The sequence below is a fragment of the Pseudonocardia sp. P-1 genome (assembly GCF_058111925.1).
Map to the genome: position 1 here is coordinate 109,110 of NZ_JBYJZH010000003.1, position 22,456 is coordinate 131,565.

A 22,456-nucleotide genomic window follows, 5' to 3' on the forward strand; every position below is an offset into this window, starting at 1 on the left:
CAGAGCTGACCCAGGAGATCGAGGTGTGGGCTCGACGACTCGGCCTGGCCAGGCCGACAGTCTCGGTCTGTGCGGCAGTTGCGCTGACCGTGAGCGCTGGCCTGCTCTCAGCTCCCGGAAGCGACCGTGCGGTGCATCGTGCAGCCGACGCCCAGTCGTCCGCCAGCGATCCGCCGTATCTGCAGGTCGACGGCCGGTTCCTGGCCGCGGACGGGGAGCCGTTCTTCTGGCTGGCCGACACCGCATGGGCGATGCTGGGCAAGCTCAGCACCGACGAGATCACCGACTATCTCGACACCCGGGCTCAGCAGGGGTTCAACGTCGTCCAGACGGTGGCGATGTTCCCCCAGGCCGGGGCCGAGTCCCCGGGCGACACGGTGGACGCCGCGGCTGAGAACGACGAGTTCTGGGATCGGGTGGAGTTCGCGATCGACGCGGCCGCCGAGCGCGAGATGTATCTGGCGATCCACCCGGTGTGGGGCGACCAGCAGACCGGGTCGGCGGTCACGGAGTCGTCTGCGCGTGGCTATGGGGAGTTCCTCGGTGAGCGGTTCGGGGACCGCGACAACGTCACCTGGACCCTGGGCGGGGACCACCCCGCCGACGGGGAAGAGCAGCTGTGGGCTGAGCTGGCCGACGGCCTCGACGCCACCGGCGGAACGCAGATCAAGACCTACCACCCGCGCGGGGATCAGTCGTCCGCCGAGTGGTTTGCCGACGCCGACTGGCTGGACTTCCACATGATCCAGGGCGGGCACTGTCTGCGCTACGACGTGCGCGCTGACCTGGTCGCCTCGACCTACGGCGCGGACCCGGCCAAGCCATTCCTCGACGGTGAGCCGATCTATGAGGAACACCCCTACTGCTGGGAGCCCGAGCAGGGCTTCTCCACCGCACTCGACGTACGCCGCGATGCCTACTGGTCGGTGCTGGGCGGGGCGGCCGGGCACACCTACGGCCACCACGCGGTGTGGCAGTTCAACGACGGCGGCGACGGGGAGCTCGGCGCGCGCGGGAGCTGGACCGAGGCGCTGGAGTTCCCCGCGGGCGAGCAGATGCGCCACTTGCGCGAGCTGATGGAGTCGCTGCCGTTCACCCGCGGCGAACCCGACCAGTCGGTCCTGGGCTCGGGGCCGGGTTCGGGTGCGGAGCGGGTCGTGGCCAATGTCGCCTCCGACGGCTCCTACCTGCTGGTCTACACCCCCGCCGGTGAGGAGTTCTCGGCCGACGCCAGTGTCGTGACCGGCACGCCGAAGGCGTACTGGTTCAACCCCCGCACCGGCGAGTTCGACACCACCAAGGTCACGAAGAAGTACAGCCCGCCCACGAGTGATGAGGACTGGTTGCTGCTGGTGGAGGACACGGCATGACCAGCCACCATCGTGACCTCGACGACGACGGCGGTGGAGCCGACGACGGCGAGTTCGATGCCGATGACCCCGACGACTACGGGCACGTGCCGTTCCCGGCCCGGCGGCACCGCCGCGGGGTCGACGGGCCGGGTGGGCAGGTGACTGCGCGGTTCGCCGATCGGTCGCTGTGGTTGGCCTACACCGGCGCGGGCGAGGCCCCCTCGGACCGCGCGGGTGTGTTCGACCCGCTGGCCACCGAGGACTACCGGCCGCCGACCGAGCACGACTGATCCTGTGACCGACGAGTGGAGGACGCGATGACCAGCCGAGACGACCACGACGGGCAGGCCCCGGCCTACGGCCACGGCTTCGACGCCCGGCCGTTGTGGTCGGTGCGTGACCGCGACGCGGAGCAGCTGCGCGAGCTGCTGCGCCGGCGCGGTTTCGCCGAGTTCACCGAGGGCAGCGACGGGTTCGTCGTCGAGCACCCCGACGACGAGGGGCCGATGCTGCTGGTCCACACCGGGCAGCGGCGCGCCGAGCGGATCGCCGCCGAGCAGGACTACGGGCGTCTGCTCGAGCAGGCCGGGTACCGGTTCGCGCCGAACGCGATCGGCGACGGTGAGGGCTGGCGGGTCCGGCCGCAGCCCGCCGCAGCAGGGGACACGAGCGCCGATGGTGCTTGATCGGCGCAGGTTCCTGGCCCGCTCCGGGCAGGTGGGGATGGCGGTGAGCCTGCTCGGCGCGGTCGATGCGCTGCTCACCGCACCGGGGGCCCGCGCCCAACCCGCCGGGTTCGCCGGCTACGGGCCGCTGGTCGAGGACCCCGACGGGCGGCTCGCGCTGCCCGAGGGCTTCTCCTATCGGGTGGTGACCGAGGCCGGCACGACCCGGATGAAGGGCGGGGAGCCGAGCCCGGGGATTCATGACGGGGCCGCGGCGTTCGACGCCGACGACGGCGACGGGAACGTGCTGGTGGTGCTCAACCACGAGGTGCGCGGCGGCCCGGACGATGACGGCGCCGTCCCTCACGAGGCGGGTCTGGTGTATCGCGACGATGCCGGGGGTGGCTGCACGATCATCAAGACCACCGGCGAGGGTGAGTTGATCTGGGAGCGGGTCGGGCTGGCCGGTACCTCCACCAACTGCGCGGGCGGGGTCACCCCGTGGGGCACGTGGCTGACGTGCGAGGAAACCGAGGACGACCGGCACGGCTACGTCTTCGAGGTCAACCCGCACGACCTCGAAGACAACCAGGACCCCACCCCGATCACCGCGCTGGGCCGGTTCGTCCACGAAGCCCTCTGCATCGACCCCGACACCCTGACCATCTACCTGACCGAGGACACCACCGACCCACTCGGCACCGTCTACCGGTGGACACCACCCTCGGACTTCCGCGGCCGCCCCGGCGAGCTCGCCACCCTCGACACCGATGCCGGCGAGCTGGCCGCGCTGGTGTGCACCGATGACAGCGGCGCCCAGGTCGACGACCTCGCCCAGGCCACCGAGGTCAACACGACCTACGAGGTGGAATGGGCCCCGGTCACCGATCGCGGCGCCGAGAACGGGCCGCTGCGGGCGGCAGAGGGCATCACCCGCGCCCACAAGCTCGAAGGCGCCTGGTGGGCCGACGGGGGCGCCTACCTGGTCTCCAGCTACGCCGACTCCCACCGCGGCCAGATCTGGCACCACGACCCCGCCAAGGCCACGTTGCGGTTGACCACGGTCTTTGGCACCGACGCCGACGGCGAGACCGTCGAAGCCCCCGACAACATCGTCGCCGCACCCTATGGCGGGCTGATCCTGGCCACCGATGGCGAGAGCGACAACCACCTCGCCGGGGTCACCCGCGACGGGACCGTCTACCCGCTCGCGCGCAGCCAGATCGGCTCGGAGTTCACCGGGCCCGCCTTCTCCCCGGACGGTCGGGTGCTCTTCGCCGGCATCCAGAAACCCGGGATCCTGTTCGCCATCACCGGCCCCTGGCAGGAGTCCGCCCCCGCCCCTTCCTCATCGGGCGGTGGTCCCCGTCCCTCCACCGAGGGCGACAACGCCACGGGCGAGAAGCGGAAGCGGGGGTCGTCCAGCCGCTCCGAGACGTCCTCGTCGCGCAGCTCCGAGTCGCGTCGGCGCAGCTCGACCCCACGCTCGGGGGCAGGTCGGTCGTCGGGGGCATCGGCCGACGGTGGGTAGCGACGTGCACCGACGGATTCGGGTCGCCGTGAGCGGGCTGGCGGCCGCGGGTGCGGCGCTCGCCCTCGCCGCAGCTGCCGGGGTGCCGGTTGCCGCGGAGCATCCCGCGCCGGCGCGGATGGCGGTCGCGCTGCGCGCCGACGACAAGCCGCTCGATGAGGAGAGCGGCGCCGGGGGCGCGGGTGCCACGATGAGCCTCGGCGGCACCCGGGTTCCGGACCCGCTGGTGCTCGACAACGGCGACACCGTCGACAGCATCGACGACTGGGAGAGCCAGCGGCGCCCCGAACTGCTGGAGGCCTTCGCCGACCACGTCTACGGCCACACCCTGCCCACGCCCGAGCCCGACGAGGTCGCCTTCGACGACCAGCCCCTGTCCGAGGGTGGGAAGAAGGTGCGCATCGAGGTCACCGGGCCGGAGGGCTCGGCGAGTTTCACCCTGCGGGTGTTCGTCCCCGAGGGCGGGACGCCGAAGGGCACGTTCCTGCTGATCGACCACCGCGGCTCGGTCGGTGACGAGCCCGGATCGTCGGGCTACGCCCCGATCCCCACGATCCTCGACGCCGGCTACGCCTTCGCCGCGCTCGACGCCGGTGAGGTCGCCCCCGATGACCCCGGCAGCTACCGCTCCGGGGTCATCGACGCCTTCTACCCCTCCGGCACTGAGCTGCCCGACGATGCCGGGCGTGCCATCAGCGCGTGGGCTTGGGGTGCCAGCCGCGCCATGGACTACCTCCAGGACGATCCCGACATCGACCCGGACAAGGTCGCGGTCATCGGCCACTCCCGCGGTGGGAAGGCCGCGCTGTGGGCCGGAGCCCAGGACACCCGCTTCCCCGTGATCGTGTCGAACAACTCCGGCTCCACGGGCGCCAAGCTGGCCCGCCGCGACGACGCGGGCGAATCCATCGCAGCCATCACCGACGCCTTCCCGCACTGGTTCCCACCCACCTACAGCGACTACGCGGGCAACGCGGACTCGCTACCGGTCGATCAGCACGAACTCCTGGCCTTGATCGCGCCGGGGCGGGTCGTCGTCGGCAGCGCCACCGAGGACGGCAACGCCGACCCCCAGGGCGAGTTCCTGTCCTACCTCGGCGCCGCCCCGGTCTACGACCTCTACGGCCTCGGCGACACCGGAATCTCCTCATCCAGCTGGCCGCCCACCACCGACGAGGGCTTCCGCGGCCCGGCCATGAGCTACCACCTACGCTCCGGCGGCCACGGCCTCGACGAGGCCGCCTGGGACATCTACCTGACCGGCAAGCTGTTCAAGCGGTAAGGGTGGGGCAACATCAGAGCTACGGACAATCTGTTCGCGCGGTAGATCTGTACAGGAGCGGCTCCTCACATGCGTGGCCTACTACGCCGTTTCTCATGGCGCGCCATCAGCGCGGCGATCTCGGCAACCGCCGCGTCCGGCTCCTTGGTCATAACCAGCTCCTCGAGGTAGGCCTCCAGAACATCCTGGATCCCGATCCGCTTAGCGCGCTCGCCACGCTGCGCACGGGCAAGCGCCCTAAAGACCTCGAACCGAGCAGCCAACTTTCTTGATACGCGCACAGTCATGATCTGGGTATCTCCGGACGACCTCCGCCCCGCTGACCTGCTGTCCGACACGATGAGATACCTCTCCGTTGATCATGCTGAACTGCAGCAAACGTTCCTGCTCAGTGTGCATCACGCTTCAGGAGACCACTACGGATGAGCTGAAGGAGAGCGTTCATGATCAACCTGCCGCAGCCGGCCGATGCGGCGCCGCCGTTCTGCCACGCTGTCGTGGAGCTGGTGCACCGGACCTTGCACGCCCCGAGCTGGACGCCATGGGTACGGCTCGTAGTCCTCGTGGTGCTGCTCGCCGCGGTGGGCTTGTTGTAGCCGGAAAGCGGGGCGCGCCTGTCGCTGCCTGCGAGCCGTTCGGGAGCACTTCGCTCCCGAACGGCTCACCGCTGACGCAGAGCGGTGACGAGCGCCGTGATGTCGTCGGGATGTAGCCGCTGCCCAGTGGTTTCGCCGACACGTCCGACGGCGGTGCGGAGTTCCCCAACCTCGACGGCGTAGGCGTCGCGTTCCTGATGGGCCGCTATGAGGTCGGCACGGAACTGGTCGCGCTCGGTCCGGTCTGTGACCGCGGTTGCCCGAACCTCCGCCAGCTCTTCGCGCAGCGTCGCGACGTCGGTGCGGGCCAGCTCGGCGGCAGTGCGATGGTTCTCGACATCGCGGCGCAGCGCCGCGGTGGTCTCGGTCAGGCCGGCGTGTTCGGTCCGCAGTTCGTCGAGGGTGGCTCGCAGCTGGTCGAGCTGGGTGCGGGCGTCGTCGCGTTCGCGTTCGCGGGCGGTGGCCTGGCGCTGGGCGGTGTCGCGGTCGTGTTCGGCGGCCCGGGTGGCCAGGACGGCCTGCTCGCGGTCGTGGCGGGCCTGGTCGGCGTCGGCGCGGGCCGCGCGGGCGTCGTCGTGTGCCTGGTCGCGGGCGGTGACGGCGTCGGTGGCTTGCTGGCGGGCAGCACCGAGGGCCTCGGTGGCGTCCAGGGCGGTGAGCGCGGCCTCGTCGGCGCGGGTGAGGGCCTCGGCGCGTTCGCGGCGCGCGTCGGTCGCGGCCGACTCGGCGTCGCGGGTCCGCCGAAGTGCAGCGTCACGATCCTGCTCGGCCTGCTGGCGGCCGGAGTCGGCCTCCGCGGCCCTGGCACGAGCCTGCTCGGTAGCGGTGAGCGCGTCGCGCTGCACCTCATCGAGGCGGTCCTGCACAGCCTGCAGTGCGGCGGCGAGTTCGGCGACCGGGCCGGCCACCGCAGTGACGTGTTCGCGTAGCCGGTCGGCGTCGAGGGCGAACGCCCCGGCGCCGGTGTCCAGCCCGAGCGCGCCCAGGGCCTCGCGTTCGGCGCGGGCCATCTGCGCACACGTCTTGCCGCCCTCCCAGCGGGTGTCGCGGCAGAACGAGCGCGGCCGACCTCCTTGGGGTCCGGGAGGCGGGAGCTCGGCCCGACAGCGGCTGTATCCGCAGCGTACGGCGGTGTCGACCATGCTCGACAGCCTACCTGATCAGTGGTTTATAACTTCAAAACCCGATTTTTAGTTTGTTCGAACGTATCCATGAGCCAACGGAAGCATCGTTTCTGTAGAGCGACGGTAGAACGACAGTGCCTCGGCGACACGAAATGACACTATCGGCAGGCGTCGGAAGCCCGCGGTAGGCCGGGTAGCTGGGGCATGTTAACGCCCGGCCCCTGCCATACGAGAACACGGAGTGGAGCGTGACGTGCGGGCCGAACGGCCGGCGGCGGACTTCGCCAGCCGGCAGGCCGCGGTCATGGAAGGTCTGGAGTCGGTGGGGGGCGCAGGTGACCGCCGGTGTGCACGCTGCTTCCGGAATGGATGGCGGCGCCGCGACCGTGATGGCGCTGCTGCTCGACACGCTGGACGAGGAGCTGACTGACCACGTCGACTGGGCCGAGCGCACCTGCGACCAGCTCACTTTGCCATCTGAGCTGGAGGCTGACCTGCGGCGGCGGGCCAGCGTGGTGCGGCGCAGGCTTGCGGACCCGAGTCTCTACATCGCAGTCGTGGGCGAGTTCAACAGCGGCAAGAGCACGTTCGTCAACACGCTCTTGCGGGACCGCCTGCTCCCCACCGCTGCAGTCGTCACTACCGCGGTCGCCACCGAGATCAGGTCTGCCCGCCGGCTAGGCGTCGCCTTCCGCCCGGCGGGCTGCACTCGGGTGCGGCAGCTGCGGCCGAGCGACGGCCGCTCGGTGTCGGCGACCTTCCTGCACGAGCTTCGCCGGATTTCGCCGTCGGTTGCCCCATCATCAGTCCGCGAGGCGATCACTGCGCTCGTCGCCGATCCCGTGCTCGCGGCCGGGGTCGAGACCGTGACCATTGGCCATCCCGCCGCGCTCCTGGGCCGCGACGTCGTCATCGTCGATACCCCGGGTGTCAACGCGACCGACGACGGTCACGCGGCGGTGGTCGACCGGGTCGTCGCCGAGTCGGCCGATCTCGCCGTCGTGCTCGTGCCGGCGAACTCGCAGGTCTCCCGGGTGCTCGCGGAGTTTCTGGGCGGTACCCTGGCCCGCCACCTCGACCGCTGCCTGTTCGTCGTTACGAAGCTCGACCAGGTACCCGAGGGCCAGCGCGACGTCGTCCTGCGGGCAGTACGCAAGCGGCTCGAGCTGGCCGGGGTCGTCGAGCCGCAGATCTTCTCCTGCGGTGGTGACGAAGTGCTGACCCAGCTCGTTGACGGTGGGCCGGTCGACGAGTTCGGCCGGCGGTTCGTCGAACTTGAGAAGGCGCTCGCCGAGCGCGCCCGCCAAGAACACGCCTTGGCGGTCAGCACCAGTGCGACGAACCTCGTCACCGATCTCCTTGACGCCGCGACGGCCTCGGTCCGTGAGCACCGCGACCGGATCGCCGCCGCTGAGCGGGAGCTGGACGGCCTCCGGGTCCGCGACCTGGACGGCTTCCTCGCCGCGGCGCGCACGTCCGTCCACCGGGATTTGCGGACCGCGCGCGGCGCCCTGCGCACCGGATTCGATCAGAGTGCGAGGAACCGTGGCGCTGCGCTGGCGACGGAGCTGGACAAGCTCGTCGGCGGCTGCGACAGCACCGAGGCCGTTAAGCGGCTCGTGGAGCACACCGCGCCGGACACGGTGAAGAAGGCGGCCTCGGACTGGCTCGTCGCGGGGCAGCGCGAGGCCATGAGGGGACTCGGCCGAGCGACTGAACTCGGCCTGCAGCGGGTCGACAGGGACTTCTCCGACGAGTACCGCCATCTCGCGAAGCTCGCCGGGCGAACGGCGGCGAAGCTCGACGTGCCCCGGACGCAGCGGGCGGCGACGCCCGTCGTGGTCGAGGTCGACTTTGGTGCGGCTTCCCGCGTGGCCGCCTCGGCGGTATCTACGGAGAACTGGAGCGCGGGCGGGGGCGCTGCTGTGGGCGCCATCATCGGCTCCCTAGTCGCGCCCGGGATCGGTACCCTCGTCGGCGGCTGGCTGGGTGCGGCGCTCGGCGCCGGCGCAGCGAACCAGCTCGATAAGGCCCGAAGCAGCGTGCGCAAGCCGCTCGGCGACGGTGCCCGCGCGGCTCTAGAGCGGGCGCGCGAGCTGCTGCGTGATGCCGTCGATAAGGCGTGCGCCGCGGAGGAGCGTCGTGTCGATCGTGTGCTGGCCGCGCTGAAGTCCACCGCGGCGGGCCCGGTCGGTGAGTTTCTCGCCGCCGAGCGCAAGCAGCGCGATGCCCTCGGGCGCGCGCGGACCCTTGCCGAGGAGGCCGAGCGGGCTGCGGCAGCACGCGTGGAGCAGCTCGCCGACCGGCGACGCCGACTAACAGAACTGCGCGGGGGCGCGTCATGATGGACGACTTCTTCGCCGAACTGCACGATCCCGTGCTCGAGCCGCTGCCGCCGGTACCGCCCCCGGTGCTGCCCGACGCGACGTGGGATGCGTATGAACCGGTCCCGCCGACCGCACCCGAGGTCGGTACGCACGACGCCGGCGACGTCGTCACGGGTGTCGGCGCCCCGCAGCTCGACGCGAACTTCTGGCACGACCAGGGCCCGGAGGGCGCCTGCGCCGTCGTCGCCCAGGGCTCGATCATCGAGCAGCTAACCGGCGTCCCGTTCGACCAGGCGCGCGCTACGGCGTGGCTCGCCGAGCGGGGCTGGTACGACCCGGTCGCCGGGACTCGGCCCGAGGACCTCACCCGCCTGCTGGACGCCTACGGGATCCCTACGACCGTCGGCGCCGAGACCGTCACCGGCCTGTACGACGCCCTCGCCGCCGGCCGGAAGGTCATGGTGACCCTCGACGCCAATGAGATCTGGCACCCGCGCCACGACCCACTGACCGGCGCTCCCCACGAGTGGCTCCGACCGGCTGGGCACGCCGTCTGGGTCACCGGCATCGAGTTCGACCGGCAGGACGGCTGGCAGGTCGTCCTCAACGACAGCGGCCACCCCGACGGGCGGGCCTCGACCGTGGCCCTCGCCGACTTCCTCAACGCCTGGGACGACTACGGCAACCTGACCGTGCTCGCTGGCCCTGCCCCCACCGGGGCAGGCCTCCACCCGACCATTGCGAGCGCCTCGTGAGCGACCTGCGCAGCAAGCTGGCCGACGCCGCGCGCGCCGTCCGAATCGAGCGACCAACCGGGGTCGCGGGCATCGTCGACGGCCTGCACCGCCGCCCCGACAGCGCCGCCCTGGTCACCATCGAGACCGTCGCGCTGCCACCGATACCCGTCCGCGACGAATCCGGCTGGCAGCTGGTAGGTCTCCTGACCACACCCGGCCCGGACGGCCAGGGACGACCGCCGTGGGCCCTCATCCGCTGGCGGCTGCCCAGGGGGGACGTGGCCGGCTTCACCGATCTGCGCGCCGCGCCGCCGCCGGTTCCGGCCAACAGCCAGTGGGACGCGGAGGGGAACGAGGCCGATCTCGGCCGGCTGCTGGCGCGCATCGACGAGGTCGTCGACGGCCGGAGCGGCCTCGCCGCGTTGGCTGAGCACTACGATGCCGTGCTGCCCGCCGCGGCCGTGCCGTGGTACCACGCCCTGGTCCCGGCCACGACGAGCTGGCTGGGCACCGCCCCGACGGTACCGCCTGCCGTCGACGTGCCCGCCGCGTTGGGTGGCTGGCTGCGTGCTGGGTGCGCGCTGGCCCGCGAGCTAGGTTCCGCACCGCTTGTTGCGACCCTCGACACCCTGGCCGAGCAGCGGCGCCGTCCCGGCCTGCGGGTAGCAGTCGTCGGCGAGTTCAACCGGGGTAAGTCGACCTTGGTCAACCGGCTGCTCGGCACGGACGTCCTGCCCGTCGGCCCGGTGCCGACCACGCGGGCGTTCGTCCTTGTCCGGTCCGCGGAGCGCACCGCGCTCGCCGTCCGGTGGCCGGATGGGCGGACCGAGCTGCGCGAGCCGGGAGAGGCGATGTGGTCCGGCCTCGTCGTCGACGAGCACGGGAACGGCGACCGCAGCGTTCCGGAGTTGCGGCTTGACGTGCGCGCCGAGTGGCTCGATGAACTTGATGCCGAACTCGTCGATACGCCGGGGACGAACGACTCCCTGGAGGACCGGCTGCTCGACGTGCGGCGCGCGGTGACCGTTTCCGATGCGGTGCTGATGGTGGTCTCAGCGGGCAGTCCGCTGTCGCGCAGCGAGCGCCGGCTACTCGAGCAGGAGGTGCTGCGCCGCCGCGTGCCGTTCCTCGCCGTCGTGGTCACCTTCCTCGACCAGGTTCCGGTCGATGAGCGCGCCGCAGCGCTCGACGCGCTGCGCATCCGCGTCGACGGGCTCGCGCCGGGAACGTCGGTCCTCGCCGCCCCCGCGGATGACGAGGCCGGTCTGGACGGCGTGCGCGCGCAGATCGCAGCGTTCGCGGCCCGGCACACCAACCGGCACTGGCGCTCGCGGAAGATCGCCGCCGGGGTGGCCGAGGTATGCGACGGCATCGTCGAGGTCGCCGCAGCAGCGGTTCAGGCCGCGTCGTTGACCGAGCAGGAGCGCCAGCAGGAGCTGGCGCGGGCGCGTGACGCCCTCGCTCGGGACGCTGCGGTCTGGGACGGCCTGCGGGTGGAGATCAGCACGCGCCGGCGCGCCCTGACCCGCAGGGTCCGCGACGCCCTCGGCGCGGACAGCCGCGTGATCGCCGAGGCCCTGCATTACGAACTCCTCCGGGTGCCTGACCCGCGCGAGTACTGGGAGCGCGACTTCCCGTACCGGATGCGCCGCGAGCTCGTGGCGCTCACCCGCAAATGCGAGACGATTGTGCTCGCCGGGATGGCCACGGACGTCGATTGGCTGGACGGGGTCCTCGCCGAGCGCTTCGCGGTGGCGCAGCGGCTGCCGCGGAGCGCGCCCGAGATCGCGCCTCCGGAGCTCGCCGAGCAGGCCGCGGTCGCCGATCTGGGTCGTCGCAAGCTGTTCACCCGGATCGGCGCGCCGGCCGGGACGCTGGCCGGTTACCTCCTCGGCGGCGCCGTGGGCCTAGCTATGCCGCCGATCGCGATTGGCATGGCCGGCGGGCTGGTCGCATCGATCCTCGCGGAGCGGTCGATCCGCTCGGCCACATCGGCCCAGCGCGACACCGTCGACCGGTACCTCGTCCCGGTTGTCCAGCAGACCGTCGACGACTTTGCCCAGCAGGTCGGCGCCCGCGTCGAGCAGCTCTACACCGATCTCCTCGACGGCCTGGAGTCCCGCCGCGGCACCTGGCGGAAGGCCCGCGCCGAAGCCCTCGCCGCTCCGGCACCGGTGCCGCCCGCCGCGAACGTTGCGAGGGAGGCGGCTCGGCTCGCCGAGCGGATCCGGCTCACCCTCGATACGGACCCGACTCCACCGGAGGAACGATGACGGCCACGACACCGTCGACCGGATTCGCGTCCCAGCAGGCGGCACGCGACGGATTCGCCGAGGCCGAGCGCCGCCGAACGCAGCTGATCCGGGTGGCAGAAGAAATCACCGCCATTGCCGAGCAGCTCGGACTGGGCGCGTTGGCGGACGGGGTACGCACGACCGCTGAACGGGTGCGCAGCGACGCGTTCGTGGTCACCGTGCTTGGGGACTTCAACACGGGCAAGAGCACCGTGCTCAATGCCCTGTTGGGCGCCGACACCCTACCCACGAAGTACGTGGAGTGCACCGCGATCCTCACCGAGGTGCGGTGGGCGGACACTCCCACGGCCTACCTCTACCCGCGCACCCCGGACGGCGGTGTGGCGGACAAGCCCGAGCAGACGCCCGTCGACCGGCTCGAGGAAGCGATTGTCGTGCCAGTCGACGACCCGAGCTGGCAGAGCCCGTACGCGTACGCGGAGGTGCACTGGCCGCTGCCGCTGTGCCGCAACAACGTCGTCCTGGTTGACTCCCCGGGGCTCAACGCGGACCCGCTGCGCGAGGAGCTGACGATGAGCTACCTCGCGCGGACCGACGCCGTGGTCTTTCTTTTCGACGCTCAGAAGACCATGGCGGCCAACGAAGTCGCCTTCATGCAGGCGAACCTCGAAAGCCACGACCCGTTCTTCGTGTTCAACAAGATCAACTTTATCCCAACGCGGGATCACGACGCCGTGATGCGAGCCGCGGCCGCCCGGCTGCGCAAGGCCCGTCCCGAGCACCCGGGCGACGAGCGCCGGATGATCTGGGTGAACGCGCTGGGAGGGATGGAAGCGCGCACGACCGGTGATCTTCAGACCTGGGAGAGCTCTGGCATGGCGGCGCTCGAACGCGCGTTGGAGACGTTCCTGACCACCGAGCGGCACAAGGTCAAGATCCTCGTACCGGCGCGCAGCCTCAAGCTGCTGCGCCGAGACATCGCCGCGAGCCTGGTGAAGCAGACCCGCATGCTGACCGAGGATATCGGCGAGCTGGCGCGGCGCTACGAGGAGGCGCAGGTGCCGCTGGAGCGCCTCGAGCACGACGCCAAGCGCATCTCGGACGACCTGGCCAACCGGCTCGACGACCTGCAAAGCTTCGTGCAGGATCGGGTGCGAGCGCAGCTGGTCGAGCTCTCGGGGACGGTCGCCGAGCTCGCCGTTGGCAGCGTGCCGGACAACCGGCTCAGCATTAAGCCGTGGAAGACCAAGGAGCACGCTGAGGCCCTCGCCGCGGAGGTCGCCGCACTCACCGCCCGCGAAGTCGAGACCGCCCTCCACGGCTGGATCCAGGCGACGCTGCAACCCGAGCTCGACGTCCGCATCGCGGCGATCGCTTCGGCGCTCAACCAGCAGGTAGAGGGGTTTGAGCACGACCTCGACGAAATGCGGCTCGACATGAGCGGCGTCGCCGCGGTCGGGCCGGTCGCCGTCGATGAGGACGAGACGCCAATCAGCCGGCTGCTTGCCGGGGTGGGCGGGTTCATGCTCGCGGGCCCCGCCGCCGGGCTTGCCGGCCTACGCTTCGGCCCCCGAGAGATGGCGAAGAGCCTGCTCCCGACCCTCGCCATCGGCCTGGTCTGGCTGTTCACACCCTTCGGCCTCCCCGTCCTGGTGGCTGGCCTGGTCGCGCAGGCGCTGTTTGGGTCCGTGATCACGCTCCGCGGGGCGGAGAAAAAGATCAAGAAGCAGGTTGGCGAAGAGCTGGCGCGAGAGATGCGGGCGCGCGCGTACGAGAACGCGCAGGCCGCCGCCACCCGCTTCGGAGAGCAGCTCGACGGGTTCCGCACGGCCATCGCGGCGGGCTTCGACACCCAGCTCGCAACGTTCCGCGAGGAGGTCGAGACAGTGCTCGCTGCCAAGCGGCAGGGCGAGGAGTCGGCGGCCCGACGACGTGACGAGCTGGCCCGACTTGGTGACCGCCTCGAGGAAGCGATGAACCAACTCGACGACATCGTCGATGAGGTCGCCGGGCTCTGATCTGAGCAGGCATACCCAAGGGAAGGAAGCGGTCATGACAGACAGCAGCGAGTGGAACCTGAGCCCGGACGACGCGAGCGGGCACGCCAGCGGGGACGCGACCGTCGTCGACCCCGTCGATGCGGGTGGCGTGGTGACACCCAACACCGGCGGCGGGACCGCCGTGCAGCAGCCGATGTTTGGCGGCTACTCGGGCAGTTACGCCGGCATCGATAACGCGTGGTACTCCAGCGACGGCTTCGTCTATGACGCCGGTGGCAACCGCATCGGTACCCACTGACGCTGCCGGTCCCCCCACGACGACCGGCTGCACCCCGACGGTTGCAGTTCTGTCTGCGCCCAACCTGCTACTTGACCGTAGCGAAACGATCGTTCGCGAGACACTCGCGGAGCAGGTCGGTTTGCGAAGGTCACACGGAACCCGTGTCCGCGCCTGCGTAACGCATTCGCGGGTTCGCGATACGGTGCGGGTGTGCGCATCGGCTACGCCCGGGTCTCGACCCGTGACCAGCATCCCGAAGCTCAGCACGACGCGCTGCGCGCGGCTGGCTGCGAGCAGGTGTTCGTCGACCGGGCCTCGGGCAAGCTCGCGCGCCGTCCGGAGCTCGATCAGGCGCTGCTCGTCGTACGGGCCGGTGACCAGCTGGTGGTGACCAAGCTGGACCGGTTGGGCCGTTCGCTGGAGCACCTGATCGAGCTGGCCCGCACGCTGCAGCAGCGTGGTGTCGATCTGGTGGTGCTCGATCAGGGTGTGGATACCTCCACCGCGGTCGGGCGGATGTTTTTCCAGGTGCTCGGCGCGATCGCCGAGTTCGAGGCCAGCCTGCTCTCCGAACGGACCAAGGACGGCCTGGAGGCCGCGCGTGCTCGCGGGCGTACCGGTGGGCAGAAACCGAAGCTCGGGGCGCGCCAGGCGCACCTGGCACGGCTGATGTACGAGGAAACCGGTGCGGACGGGCGGCGCCGCTACACCGTGGCCCAGATCGCTGCCGAGTTCGGGGTCAGCCGGCCCACGATCTACCGCTACCTGGGCAAACCGTCCGATACGCCCGTGCAGCAGAGTGGTCGGGTGTAGCGGTGCGGCGGCAGAGTTCGGCGTATCCGGGGCGCGTGGAGATGCGTTGTTCGGGGTGCGGGCAGGCGCCGGGGAACCCGATCGAGCGCGCGGAGGTGTCGATGACCTGGCTGCTGCTGGACACCACGGAGTCGATGGAGGCGGAGTCGATGGGGCTGGTCGAGCGGCGGTTCTGCCGCGGCTGCGTGCCGCCCGGCCCGGTCGCTGACCTCGCGTGTGTGCGGTGCGGGGACGGACCCCTGCTGGGCGGAGAGTTGGCGGCCGCCGCGGACGGCGCCGATCGGATATCGCCGATGGTGCAGGCCTGGATGAGTAGCGCCGGGTGGCGGCTGTCGGGGCCGGTGTGCCCGGACTGTGTCGGTGAGCTGGCGCGATGACTCGGGTGGACCCGCATGCCAAGGCGCTGCTGGTGGCGCGGCTGCGGGAACGCCGGCGAGCAGGTGAGCCGATCGGTGACGAGGTCCGTCGCGTCGCTGGGGAGCTCGAGGTGGGCGCGCGGACGGTGTGGCGCTGGGTCGCGGAGTTCACCGACACCGACCAGGAGAGCAGGTCGGATCGCTACGAACTGACCGACGCGGATGTGGACGCGTTCACGCGGTGGCAGGGCAATGTCGCGGCGGTGCACCGCGAGCTGCACGCCGGTCGTCCGGGCGGGTTGTCGGTGCGCCGGCTGCAGCGCGCGTTCGCCGCGCAGCTGACTCCGGGCCAGCGGGCCGGGCTGGTGGACGGTGCGGAGGGGCGACGCCGCTACGAGGTGTATCTGCGGTGGGCGCCGCCGGCGCGCAACGCGATGTGGGAGGGCGACCACGTCGAGCTGCCGGTGCTGGTGCTCGCGCCGCGGGCCCAGCGGCCGGTCAAGCCGTGGGCGACGGTGTTCATCGACGGCTTCTCGCGGCTGGTGATGGGGTGGGCGATCTCGCTGCGGCCCAACTCGGGGATTGTGCTGGCCGCGCTGCGCGGCGGGATCGTGATCGACCCGGCGCGCGGCCCGTTCGGCGGTGTCCCGGCGGTGCTGCGTACCGATCACGGGTTGGAGTTCACCGCGGCCGCGCTGCGCCGCTCGTGCGCGGCTCTCGGGGTGGAGCTGGTGCCGGCCCCGGCCTACACCCCGCACTTGAAGGGCAAGGTGGAGAGGTGGAACCGGACGCTGGTGCAGGAGTTCCTGTCCGGGTTGCCGTTCTACACCGGCGGGCCGCGCGCGGCCGACGGCACGCTGCTCGGCCCGGACTCCGACCCGATGACGCTCGGGTTGTTTGTGGACCGGCTCGCCGCCTGGGTCGCCGACTACAACATCAGCCGGGTGCACTCCGCGCTGGGTGGCACCCCGCTGCAGCGCTGGGCCCAGGACGCGACCCCCCTGCGGGAGATCCCGGCCGAGGCGCTGCGTTGGATGCTGCTGGCCGATCGGGAACGCACGGTCAACCGTGACGGTGTGCATCACGACGGGGTCCGGTTCCTGGCCCCGGAGCTCAACGGCCTGGTCGGCGAACGGGTCCAGATCCGCTACATGCCCCACGACCTGCGCAGCATCGAGGTGTTCCGCGGTGATGTGTGGTTGGCGACCGCGTTCGCGCAGGACACGCTGACCGACGAGCAACGCGCGGCGGTGCTCGAGCGACGCCGCGCGGACGCCGCCGAGCTCGGGCGCCGCCAGCGCCGGGCGAGCCGTCGGGCCCGCGCCCAGCTGGCCCCGATCACCGAGCCAGGCCCGGTCACCGACACCACTGTCATCACTGCTGCGTCCGCGCGTGCCGACCGCCGCGAGCCGACGCGCGGCCGGGCCGGTGCGGGGCGTCGCGACGATGAGGCGCTGCGCCGGATGGCGCGTACCAGCCTGCTCGACCTGAAAACCGACTTCGCGTTCTGGAACCCCGACATCGCCACCCCTGCCACTGCTGCCACCTCGACCGACCTCGATGACCTGGCCGCCCCCGCCCCCGCCCCCGCCGCGGCCGTCGAGCCCGTCGACCCGGCCGATCCGACAGAGAGCGAGAGCCGCTGATGGGTCACCACTTCCTGGACATCGCCGGGGCGCGCACGCTGCCCACCCCGGGTCTGGTCGCGACCGATCAGGCCGTGGAGCACGTCGTGGCGGCGTCTGCGATGGGCGTGGTGCACGGCCCGGCGGGGCTGGGCAAGAGCTACGCGGTCGAGCGGGCCCTGGCCCGCCACGCCGGGGTGGCGGTGTCGTGGGTGGAGTTCCCGTCCCGGCCGACGATGCGCCTGGTCGCGGCCACTCTGTTCGAGCAGCTCACCCGCGACCCGGCCGGGCGGCGCAGCCGGTTCGTGCTCACCGACGAGCTGCTCGAGTCCCTCGGGCGCGGCCCGCGGGCGGTGGTGGTCGATGAGGCGCAGCGGTTGACCAAGGACTGCATCGAGTTCCTGCGCTACCTCCACGACGACCGGCGGACCCGGTTCGCGCTGCTGCTGGTCGGCGGCGATGACGCCTGGTCGGTGCTCTCCCGCGAGCCGATGCTGCGTTCGAGGGTCTACCGTCGCGTGGCGCTGGACCCGCTGACCGCGCCGCAGGTGTGCGAGCTGATGGGCTCGTTCCACCCGATCTACGACGGCGCGGACCGCGAGCTGCTGGCGCTGATCGACGACCACGTCGGACACGGGAACCTGCGGCACTGGGCCGCGTTCACCCACACCGCCGCCGACCTGTGCGCCCGGGCTGCGCGCGACCGGATCGACGAGGAGATCGTGCACAACGCCTTCGCCGTTCACGGCGGCGTCGTCGACGTCGGTGGTGGCGGGGTCACCACCAGCGCGCCAGCGTGAGCTTCGCCGCGGCAGCCGTGGCAGCGCCGGCCGTCGTCGCGGCCGTGCCCGGCGGTGCGAGCGAGCCCGTCGCCGCCGACCGCCCTCGGGTGTCCTGGGCACTCGACCCGCGCGACGACACCGCCTGCATGCGCGGGCTGCAAGATCTCCACGACCTGGCGGCCGGGCGGGTGGTGTGTCATCCGCGGCCCGGCGCGACCTGGCCGGCGCTGGTCGAGGACCTGCTCCGCGCTCTGGGCAAGCACCTGCAGGCGCTGACACGGGAACGCTGCACCCGCCACGGCCCACGCCTGCTGCGGGTGTGGCTGCGCGCCGAACAGATCCGCCACCTGGTCGTGATGCGCGCACACCGACTCTGTCCGACCGTTCTGGCCCGGCTGGTCGAACTCGCCGCGGACGCGGACGTCACGCTGTGGCCGGTCTGGCACCACCGCGACACTGCGCCGCTGCCCCACCCGCGCACCGGGTGGGCAGCTGTGGTGGACGCGCTGCTCGCCGATACGGCTGCCGCGCCGTGCCCACCGACCGGGCACGCGGTGTACGTCGCGGCGTTCGCCGCGGCCAGGCAGGAGGCCCGCACCTGGCGCCCCGACGGACACCGGCTCGGGTGGAGACTCCCGCCCACGTCGCACGCCTGGCCGGGCTGCGACGTCGGCGCGCTGCTGCAACGCCTGACCATCGACGCCGCCACCCCAGCGGAGCTCCGGATCCGGCTACGCGCTGCCCAGGACGGCTTCGCCAGCGAACACCGGCAGCTGACCCTGCCCGAGCTGAACCCGGCCACCCTCGCCGTCCTCGGGCCGCGGTTCGACCCGGCCACGATCACCCAGCTGCGCCAGCTCGTCTGTCCGGTCACCGCCGCCGCGGTAGTGCTTGCACTGGCCACCGACGCAGCATCACGATTCCTCGCCCACCACCGCCACAGCGCGGACACCGAGCAGATCACCCTGCTCGCCGGGCAGTACCGCATCCCGTCCGCAGCCCGGCCACTGCTGCGGGCCGCAATCGAGACCCACGACAACCCGGGGCCCGGACAGCTGCTGTTCGGCCAACCCGGCGACCTCCACCTCAGCGTTCAACGTCTCGCACACCGCGTCGCCCGCGGCTGCACCCTTACCGGGACCAGGCCGCCCCCGGCGGCCCGGCCGCTCTACGGCTACCACCCCGCCGCGCCGTTCGCCGCAGCCGTCGCCCAGACGGCCAGCGTCACCAACCTCTGACGCCCGGACGATGATCCACTTCCGTGCCATTTAGCTGTCGCCGCGTGCCACTTATCTGTCGTCTGCCAGTGCCACTTCAGCGTCGTTCAACACCGGCCGCTGCGCGTGCGCGACACCCTGTTCTGATCGTTCACAAGCCGGGCGCAGCCAGCCGAGCAGCGAGTCCAAAAGTGTGCCGTAAGCCGATCGCTTTGCGGGACGCTCAGTGAACGCTGGCGGTCACGCGGCGGGGTCCTCCTGACCGCCAGAACCAGAGCCAGCCGTGACGGAGTCGCAATGCGACTTGACCGCGGCCGCGCGCCCGGACGTCTCCAGGCGTCGCGGGTTCACTGACCGGGGAACGTGTCGATTCGGTGCTCCAGGCGCACGACAATCAGGGGCGACGGCGCGTCGTCCGAACTCTCGCCGAACTCGTCGATGATCCGGTCGGCGAGCGGCTGCAGGAACACCTGCCCCAGCTGCCTGATCATGATCGTCAGGACCTGCTCGCCGATCGTGCTGCGCTGTGAGGCGAGGCCACGGCGGCGCAGCTCGCCCACCTGGTCCGCGGCCAGCGCGCTGAGCTTGCTGACGAGGTCGCCGCGTTCGCCGTGCGGGTCCAAGACCGCGCGCCGCAGGTAGTCCACGACGGCCGGGCTCTCCGCGAGCATGGCGGCCACGGCACGGTCGCGGGCCGCGGCCACATCCGCACCCGAGCCGTCCGCCGGCGCGGACAGGATCGCGTCGGCGAACCGGTCGACGATGTCGAGCTCGACCGCCTCACGCAGCGCTTCCTTCGTGCCGAAGTGGTGGACGATCAGCCCGACCGTGACCCCCACCCGGGCCGCGACGGCGCGCATCGGCGTGCCCGCCACCCCGCGCTCCGCGAACAGCTCCAGCGCGGCGTGACGGATCCGTGCCCGGGCCGTGAGGTCCTCGGTCCGGCGCGGCCGCGATCGCTCGCTCATGTCGCCAACCGGGCTTGCACCGTCACGGCACGCATAGTACGACCCCGCCCCTTGTGTCGATCACACCGCGAACTATACGCTTCACCTAGGTTACTGTACGTATGTATAGTCATTTTCGAGGATGGGAGACGACGTGGACCGAGGGGCGGCCGCGCCGCTGGACGGCGTGCGCGTGGTGTCGCTGGCGGTGAACGTCCCGGGCCCGGTGGCCGCGGCACGGCTCGCCGACCTCGGCGCCGACGTCGTCAAGGTGGAGCCGCCGGCCGGGGACGCGTTGCAGGTCGCGGCGCCTGGTTGGTACCGCGAGCTGACCGCCCGGCAGCAGGTCGTGCCCCTCGACCTGCGCGACGCGCCCGACCGCGAGCGGCTCGAGCAGCGGCTCGCGACGGCCGACGTCCTGCTCACCGCGATGCGCCCGGCGGCACTGGACCGGCTGGGCCTGCGCGAGAGCGTGAGCCGTCACCGGCTGGTGCACGTCGAGATCGTCGGCTACGACGGCGAGCGCGCCGGCGAGGCCGGGCACGACCTGACCTACCAGGCCGCGCACGGCACGCTGCAGCCGCCGGCAGTCCCAACCGTCCCGGTCGCGGACCTCCTCGGCGGGGAGCGGGCCGCCCTCGCCGCCGTCGCTGGTCTGCGCCTGCGTGATCGCAGCGGTGCCGCGGTGCACCAGCCGGTCGTGCTCGACCGGGTCGCCCGGGACGCGGCCGCCGGCGTGCGGCACGGGCTGACCGGGCCCGGCGACGTGCTCGGCGGGGGGAGCCCCGGGTACGGGATCTACCCGACGACCGACGGATACGTCGCCGTCGGCGCGGTCGAGCCGCACTTCGTCGCGCGGCTGGGTGACGCCGTCGGCCGCACCCGTACCGAGCTCGCCGCGCGGTTCGCCACGGCGGACAGCACGCACTGGCAGGAGCTCGGCAACGAGCTCGACATCCCGATCGTCTCGGTCGGGCCCACCGTCGACGACACCCTCCAGGAGATGCGATGACCACCCTCGCCGGCGTCCTCGCCCGCACCGCCCGCCGCTGTCCCGACCGGGTCGCCGTGCAGTTCGGCGACGTGGCGCTCACCTACGCCGAGCTGGACCGCGCGGTGGACGAGCTGGCGGCCGAGCTGGCCGGGCGTGGTCTCGAGCAGGGCGACCGCATGCTCCTGCTGGCCGGCAACAGCGACGCGTTCGTCGTCGCCGTCTACGCCGGACTCCGCCTGGACGCGATCGTGGTGCCGATCAACCCGCGCTCGGCACCGACGGAGATCGACTACCTGGTCACCGACACCGGGGCCCGGCTCCTGCTGTTCGGGCCCGAGGTCGCCGACGGCGTCCGGGCGTGGCACTCGCTGCCCGACCGGACGGGCGACGCGGAGCCGCTGGCGCTGGGCACCGTCGAGGGATACGAGGACGTCCGCGCGGCCGCCCGGGACCACGCCGCCCGGCCCACCCACGTCGAGGTCTCCGAGGACGACGACGCTCTGATCATCTACACGTCCGGGACCACCGGGCGGCCCAAGGGGGCACTGTTCGACCATCGCCGGGTGCTGTGGGTCGGGATCAACTCCAGCATCGGCATGGGTCTGCGGGACGGGGAGCGGATGCTGCACGTCGCACCGCTGTACCACTCGGCGAGCCTCAACATGCTGCTACTGAACGGGGTGATGCTCGGAGCGACCCACGTGATCCTCCCGGCGTTCGAACCGGCCACGGTGGCCGACACCCTCGCCCGCGAGCGGATCACGTTCTTCTTCGGCGTCCCGACGATGTACACCCACCTGCTGCGGCTGCCGGACCTCGCCGCTCGCGATCTCTCGCGCCTGCGGATCTGCCTCTACGGCGCCGCACCGATGCCCGCCCGCACCGCCGAGGCCCTGGTCGCAGCGCTGCCCGACGCCTGGATCGTGCAGGCGTGCGGCCAGACCGAGGGCGGCCCGGGCGGCATCCTGCTGCACCACGACGACGTCGTCGCGCGCCCGGAGGCCAGCGGTCGGGTCGCGGTGCCCAACACCGAGGTGCGGATCGTCGACCCGAGCGGGAACGACGTCGAGCCGGGCACCGTCGGCGAGATGATCATGCGCGGCGAGTCGATGATGAAGGGCTACTGGCGCAAGCCGGAGGCGACCGCCGAGACCGTGCGCGACGGATGGGTCCACACCGGCGACCTCGCCCGGATCGACGAGGACGGCTACATCACCCTCGTCGACCGCCTGAAGGACCTCATCATCACCGGCGGGGCCAACGTCTACTCCGCGGAGGTGGAGGGTGTCCTCGCCGCACACCCCGCGGTCGGCGACCTGGCCGTCGTCGGGCGCCGGAGCGAGGAGTACGGCGAGATCGCCGTCGCCGTCGTCGACCTCGCCCCGGGCGCCACGCTCACGCTCGACGAGCTGCGCGAGTACGGCCGCACGCATCTCAGCGGCTACAAGCTCCCGCGGGAGCTCACGATCGGCGCCGTGCCGCGCAACCCGTCCGGCAAGATCCTCAAGCACCGGCTCCGGGGGGCCCTGGATGGCTGAGGAACGTGAAGGATTCCCGCACCCGCTGACAGGAG

At 71.7% G+C, this 22,456-nt stretch carries 21 protein-coding genes; 19 read left to right on the forward strand and 2 right to left on the reverse strand.

Annotated elements, in window-relative coordinates; genetic code table 11:
• Nucleotides 1–131 precede the first annotated feature (131 nt).
• From AC0GKK_RS28475 to AC0GKK_RS28505, 7 genes are all read left to right on the forward strand, one after another.
• Nucleotides 132–1,370 carry a glycoside hydrolase family 140 protein gene (locus tag AC0GKK_RS28475; RefSeq protein WP_489884228.1) on the forward strand — a complete coding sequence of 413 codons (1,239 nt, stop codon included), beginning with the start codon at nt 132–134 and terminating at the stop codon, nt 1,368–1,370.
• Nucleotides 1,367–1,642 (forward strand): hypothetical protein, encoded by a 276-nt coding sequence (locus tag AC0GKK_RS28480; RefSeq protein ID WP_489884229.1) that lies wholly within the window; start codon nt 1,367–1,369, stop codon nt 1,640–1,642. The genes AC0GKK_RS28475 and AC0GKK_RS28480 overlap by 4 nt, the downstream gene beginning before the upstream one ends.
• Nucleotides 1,643–1,669: 27 nt before the next feature.
• On the forward strand, nt 1,670–2,038 hold the full coding sequence (locus AC0GKK_RS28485) for a hypothetical protein (protein WP_489884230.1): 369 nt from the start codon (nt 1,670–1,672) through the stop codon (nt 2,036–2,038).
• On the forward strand, nt 2,028–3,548 hold the full coding sequence (locus tag AC0GKK_RS28490; RefSeq protein WP_489884231.1) for an alkaline phosphatase PhoX: 1,521 nt from the start codon (nt 2,028–2,030) through the stop codon (nt 3,546–3,548). The genes AC0GKK_RS28485 and AC0GKK_RS28490 overlap by 11 nt, the downstream gene beginning before the upstream one ends.
• Nucleotides 3,549–3,576: 28 nt before the next feature.
• Nucleotides 3,577–4,830: a glucuronyl esterase domain-containing protein gene (locus tag AC0GKK_RS28495; protein ID WP_489884232.1), complete on the forward strand. Its 1,254-nt coding sequence runs from the start codon at nt 3,577–3,579 to the stop codon at nt 4,828–4,830.
• A gap of 95 nt (nt 4,831–4,925) precedes the next feature.
• Nucleotides 4,926–5,102 carry a hypothetical protein gene (locus AC0GKK_RS28500; protein ID WP_345651113.1) on the forward strand — a complete coding sequence of 59 codons (177 nt, stop codon included), beginning with the start codon at nt 4,926–4,928 and terminating at the stop codon, nt 5,100–5,102.
• 171 nt (nt 5,103–5,273) lie between these two features.
• Nucleotides 5,274–5,426: a hypothetical protein gene (locus AC0GKK_RS28505; RefSeq protein WP_345651116.1), complete on the forward strand. Its 153-nt coding sequence runs from the start codon at nt 5,274–5,276 to the stop codon at nt 5,424–5,426.
• Nucleotides 5,427–5,491: 65 nt separating this feature from the next.
• On the opposite strand, the gene AC0GKK_RS28510 is transcribed toward AC0GKK_RS28505, so the two are convergent.
• On the reverse strand, nt 5,492–6,436 hold the full coding sequence (locus AC0GKK_RS28510; RefSeq protein WP_489884233.1) for a response regulator receiver protein: 945 nt from the start codon (nt 6,434–6,436) through the stop codon (nt 5,492–5,494).
• Between the two features lie 449 nt (nt 6,437–6,885).
• On the opposite strand from AC0GKK_RS28510, the gene AC0GKK_RS28515 reads away from it, so the two are divergent.
• The 10 genes from AC0GKK_RS28515 (at nt 6,886) to AC0GKK_RS28560 (ending at nt 18,963) form a co-directional block, all read left to right on the forward strand.
• Nucleotides 6,886–8,895, forward strand: a complete 2,010-nt coding sequence (locus tag AC0GKK_RS28515) for a dynamin family protein (RefSeq protein WP_489884234.1) — start codon at nt 6,886–6,888, stop codon at nt 8,893–8,895.
• Nucleotides 8,892–9,632, forward strand: coding sequence for a cysteine peptidase family C39 domain-containing protein (locus tag AC0GKK_RS28520; RefSeq protein ID WP_489884235.1), 741 nt, complete (start codon nt 8,892–8,894; stop codon nt 9,630–9,632). The genes AC0GKK_RS28515 and AC0GKK_RS28520 overlap by 4 nt, the downstream gene beginning before the upstream one ends.
• A complete protein-coding gene (locus AC0GKK_RS28525) occupies nt 9,629–11,887 on the forward strand; it encodes a dynamin family protein (RefSeq protein WP_489884236.1) in 2,259 nt (752 codons plus the stop codon). The genes AC0GKK_RS28520 and AC0GKK_RS28525 overlap by 4 nt, the downstream gene beginning before the upstream one ends.
• Nucleotides 11,884–13,887: a dynamin family protein gene (locus AC0GKK_RS28530; RefSeq protein WP_489884237.1), complete on the forward strand. Its 2,004-nt coding sequence runs from the start codon at nt 11,884–11,886 to the stop codon at nt 13,885–13,887. The genes AC0GKK_RS28525 and AC0GKK_RS28530 overlap by 4 nt, the downstream gene beginning before the upstream one ends.
• A 34-nt stretch (nt 13,888–13,921) precedes the next feature.
• A complete protein-coding gene (locus tag AC0GKK_RS28535) occupies nt 13,922–14,167 on the forward strand; it encodes a hypothetical protein (RefSeq protein WP_489884238.1) in 246 nt (81 codons plus the stop codon).
• Nucleotides 14,168–14,359: 192 nt separating this feature from the next.
• On the forward strand, nt 14,360–14,962 hold the full coding sequence (locus tag AC0GKK_RS28540; RefSeq protein WP_253067045.1) for a recombinase family protein: 603 nt from the start codon (nt 14,360–14,362) through the stop codon (nt 14,960–14,962).
• A gap of 101 nt (nt 14,963–15,063) precedes the next feature.
• Nucleotides 15,064–15,339 (forward strand): hypothetical protein, encoded by a 276-nt coding sequence (locus tag AC0GKK_RS28545; protein ID WP_337826778.1) that lies wholly within the window; start codon nt 15,064–15,066, stop codon nt 15,337–15,339.
• Nucleotides 15,340–15,344: 5 nt separating this feature from the next.
• On the forward strand, nt 15,345–16,964 hold the full coding sequence (locus tag AC0GKK_RS28550) for a transposase (protein ID WP_489884239.1): 1,620 nt from the start codon (nt 15,345–15,347) through the stop codon (nt 16,962–16,964).
• Nucleotides 16,964–17,743, forward strand: a complete 780-nt coding sequence (locus AC0GKK_RS28555) for an AAA family ATPase (protein WP_253067042.1) — start codon at nt 16,964–16,966, stop codon at nt 17,741–17,743. Before AC0GKK_RS28550 ends, AC0GKK_RS28555 begins: the two co-directional genes overlap by 1 nt.
• On the forward strand, nt 17,740–18,963 hold the full coding sequence (locus AC0GKK_RS28560) for a hypothetical protein (protein ID WP_489884240.1): 1,224 nt from the start codon (nt 17,740–17,742) through the stop codon (nt 18,961–18,963). The genes AC0GKK_RS28555 and AC0GKK_RS28560 overlap by 4 nt, the downstream gene beginning before the upstream one ends.
• Nucleotides 18,964–19,289: 326 nt before the next feature.
• Here AC0GKK_RS28560 and AC0GKK_RS28565 read toward each other — a convergent pair whose 3' ends face one another.
• Complete coding sequence (locus tag AC0GKK_RS28565; protein WP_161152140.1) at nt 19,290–19,910, reverse strand: TetR/AcrR family transcriptional regulator; 621 nt, start codon at nt 19,908–19,910, stop codon at nt 19,290–19,292.
• A 133-nt stretch (nt 19,911–20,043) separates the two neighbouring features.
• Here AC0GKK_RS28565 and AC0GKK_RS28570 point away from each other — a divergent pair, with 133 nt between their 5' ends.
• Nucleotides 20,044–20,901 carry a CoA transferase gene (locus tag AC0GKK_RS28570; RefSeq protein WP_202417230.1) on the forward strand — a complete coding sequence of 286 codons (858 nt, stop codon included), beginning with the start codon at nt 20,044–20,046 and terminating at the stop codon, nt 20,899–20,901.
• A complete protein-coding gene (locus tag AC0GKK_RS28575; protein WP_161152138.1) occupies nt 20,898–22,421 on the forward strand; it encodes a class I adenylate-forming enzyme family protein in 1,524 nt (507 codons plus the stop codon). The genes AC0GKK_RS28570 and AC0GKK_RS28575 overlap by 4 nt, the downstream gene beginning before the upstream one ends.
• The last annotated feature ends 35 nt before the right edge of the window (nt 22,422–22,456 follow it).

Coding starts and splice junctions, on each gene's coding strand:
- AC0GKK_RS28510 (WP_489884233.1), bottom strand. CDS start 6,436: ATGGCCCGCGCCGAACGCGAGGCCCTGGGCGCGCTCGGGCTGGACACC.
- AC0GKK_RS28565 (WP_161152140.1), bottom strand. CDS start 19,910: ATGAGCGAGCGATCGCGGCCGCGCCGGACCGAGGACCTCACGGCCCGG.
- AC0GKK_RS28520 (WP_489884235.1), top strand. CDS start 8,892: ATGATGGACGACTTCTTCGCCGAACTGCACGATCCCGTGCTCGAGCCG.
- AC0GKK_RS28530 (WP_489884237.1), top strand. CDS start 11,884: ATGACGGCCACGACACCGTCGACCGGATTCGCGTCCCAGCAGGCGGCA.
- AC0GKK_RS28545 (WP_337826778.1), top strand. CDS start 15,064: ATGACCTGGCTGCTGCTGGACACCACGGAGTCGATGGAGGCGGAGTCG.
- AC0GKK_RS28490 (WP_489884231.1), top strand. CDS start 2,028: ATGGTGCTTGATCGGCGCAGGTTCCTGGCCCGCTCCGGGCAGGTGGGG.
- AC0GKK_RS28480 (WP_489884229.1), top strand. CDS start 1,367: ATGACCAGCCACCATCGTGACCTCGACGACGACGGCGGTGGAGCCGAC.
- AC0GKK_RS28575 (WP_161152138.1), top strand. CDS start 20,898: ATGACCACCCTCGCCGGCGTCCTCGCCCGCACCGCCCGCCGCTGTCCC.
- AC0GKK_RS28535 (WP_489884238.1), top strand. CDS start 13,922: ATGACAGACAGCAGCGAGTGGAACCTGAGCCCGGACGACGCGAGCGGG.
- AC0GKK_RS28555 (WP_253067042.1), top strand. CDS start 16,964: ATGGGTCACCACTTCCTGGACATCGCCGGGGCGCGCACGCTGCCCACC.
- AC0GKK_RS28500 (WP_345651113.1), top strand. CDS start 4,926: ATGGCGCGCCATCAGCGCGGCGATCTCGGCAACCGCCGCGTCCGGCTC.
- AC0GKK_RS28505 (WP_345651116.1), top strand. CDS start 5,274: ATGATCAACCTGCCGCAGCCGGCCGATGCGGCGCCGCCGTTCTGCCAC.
- AC0GKK_RS28485 (WP_489884230.1), top strand. CDS start 1,670: ATGACCAGCCGAGACGACCACGACGGGCAGGCCCCGGCCTACGGCCAC.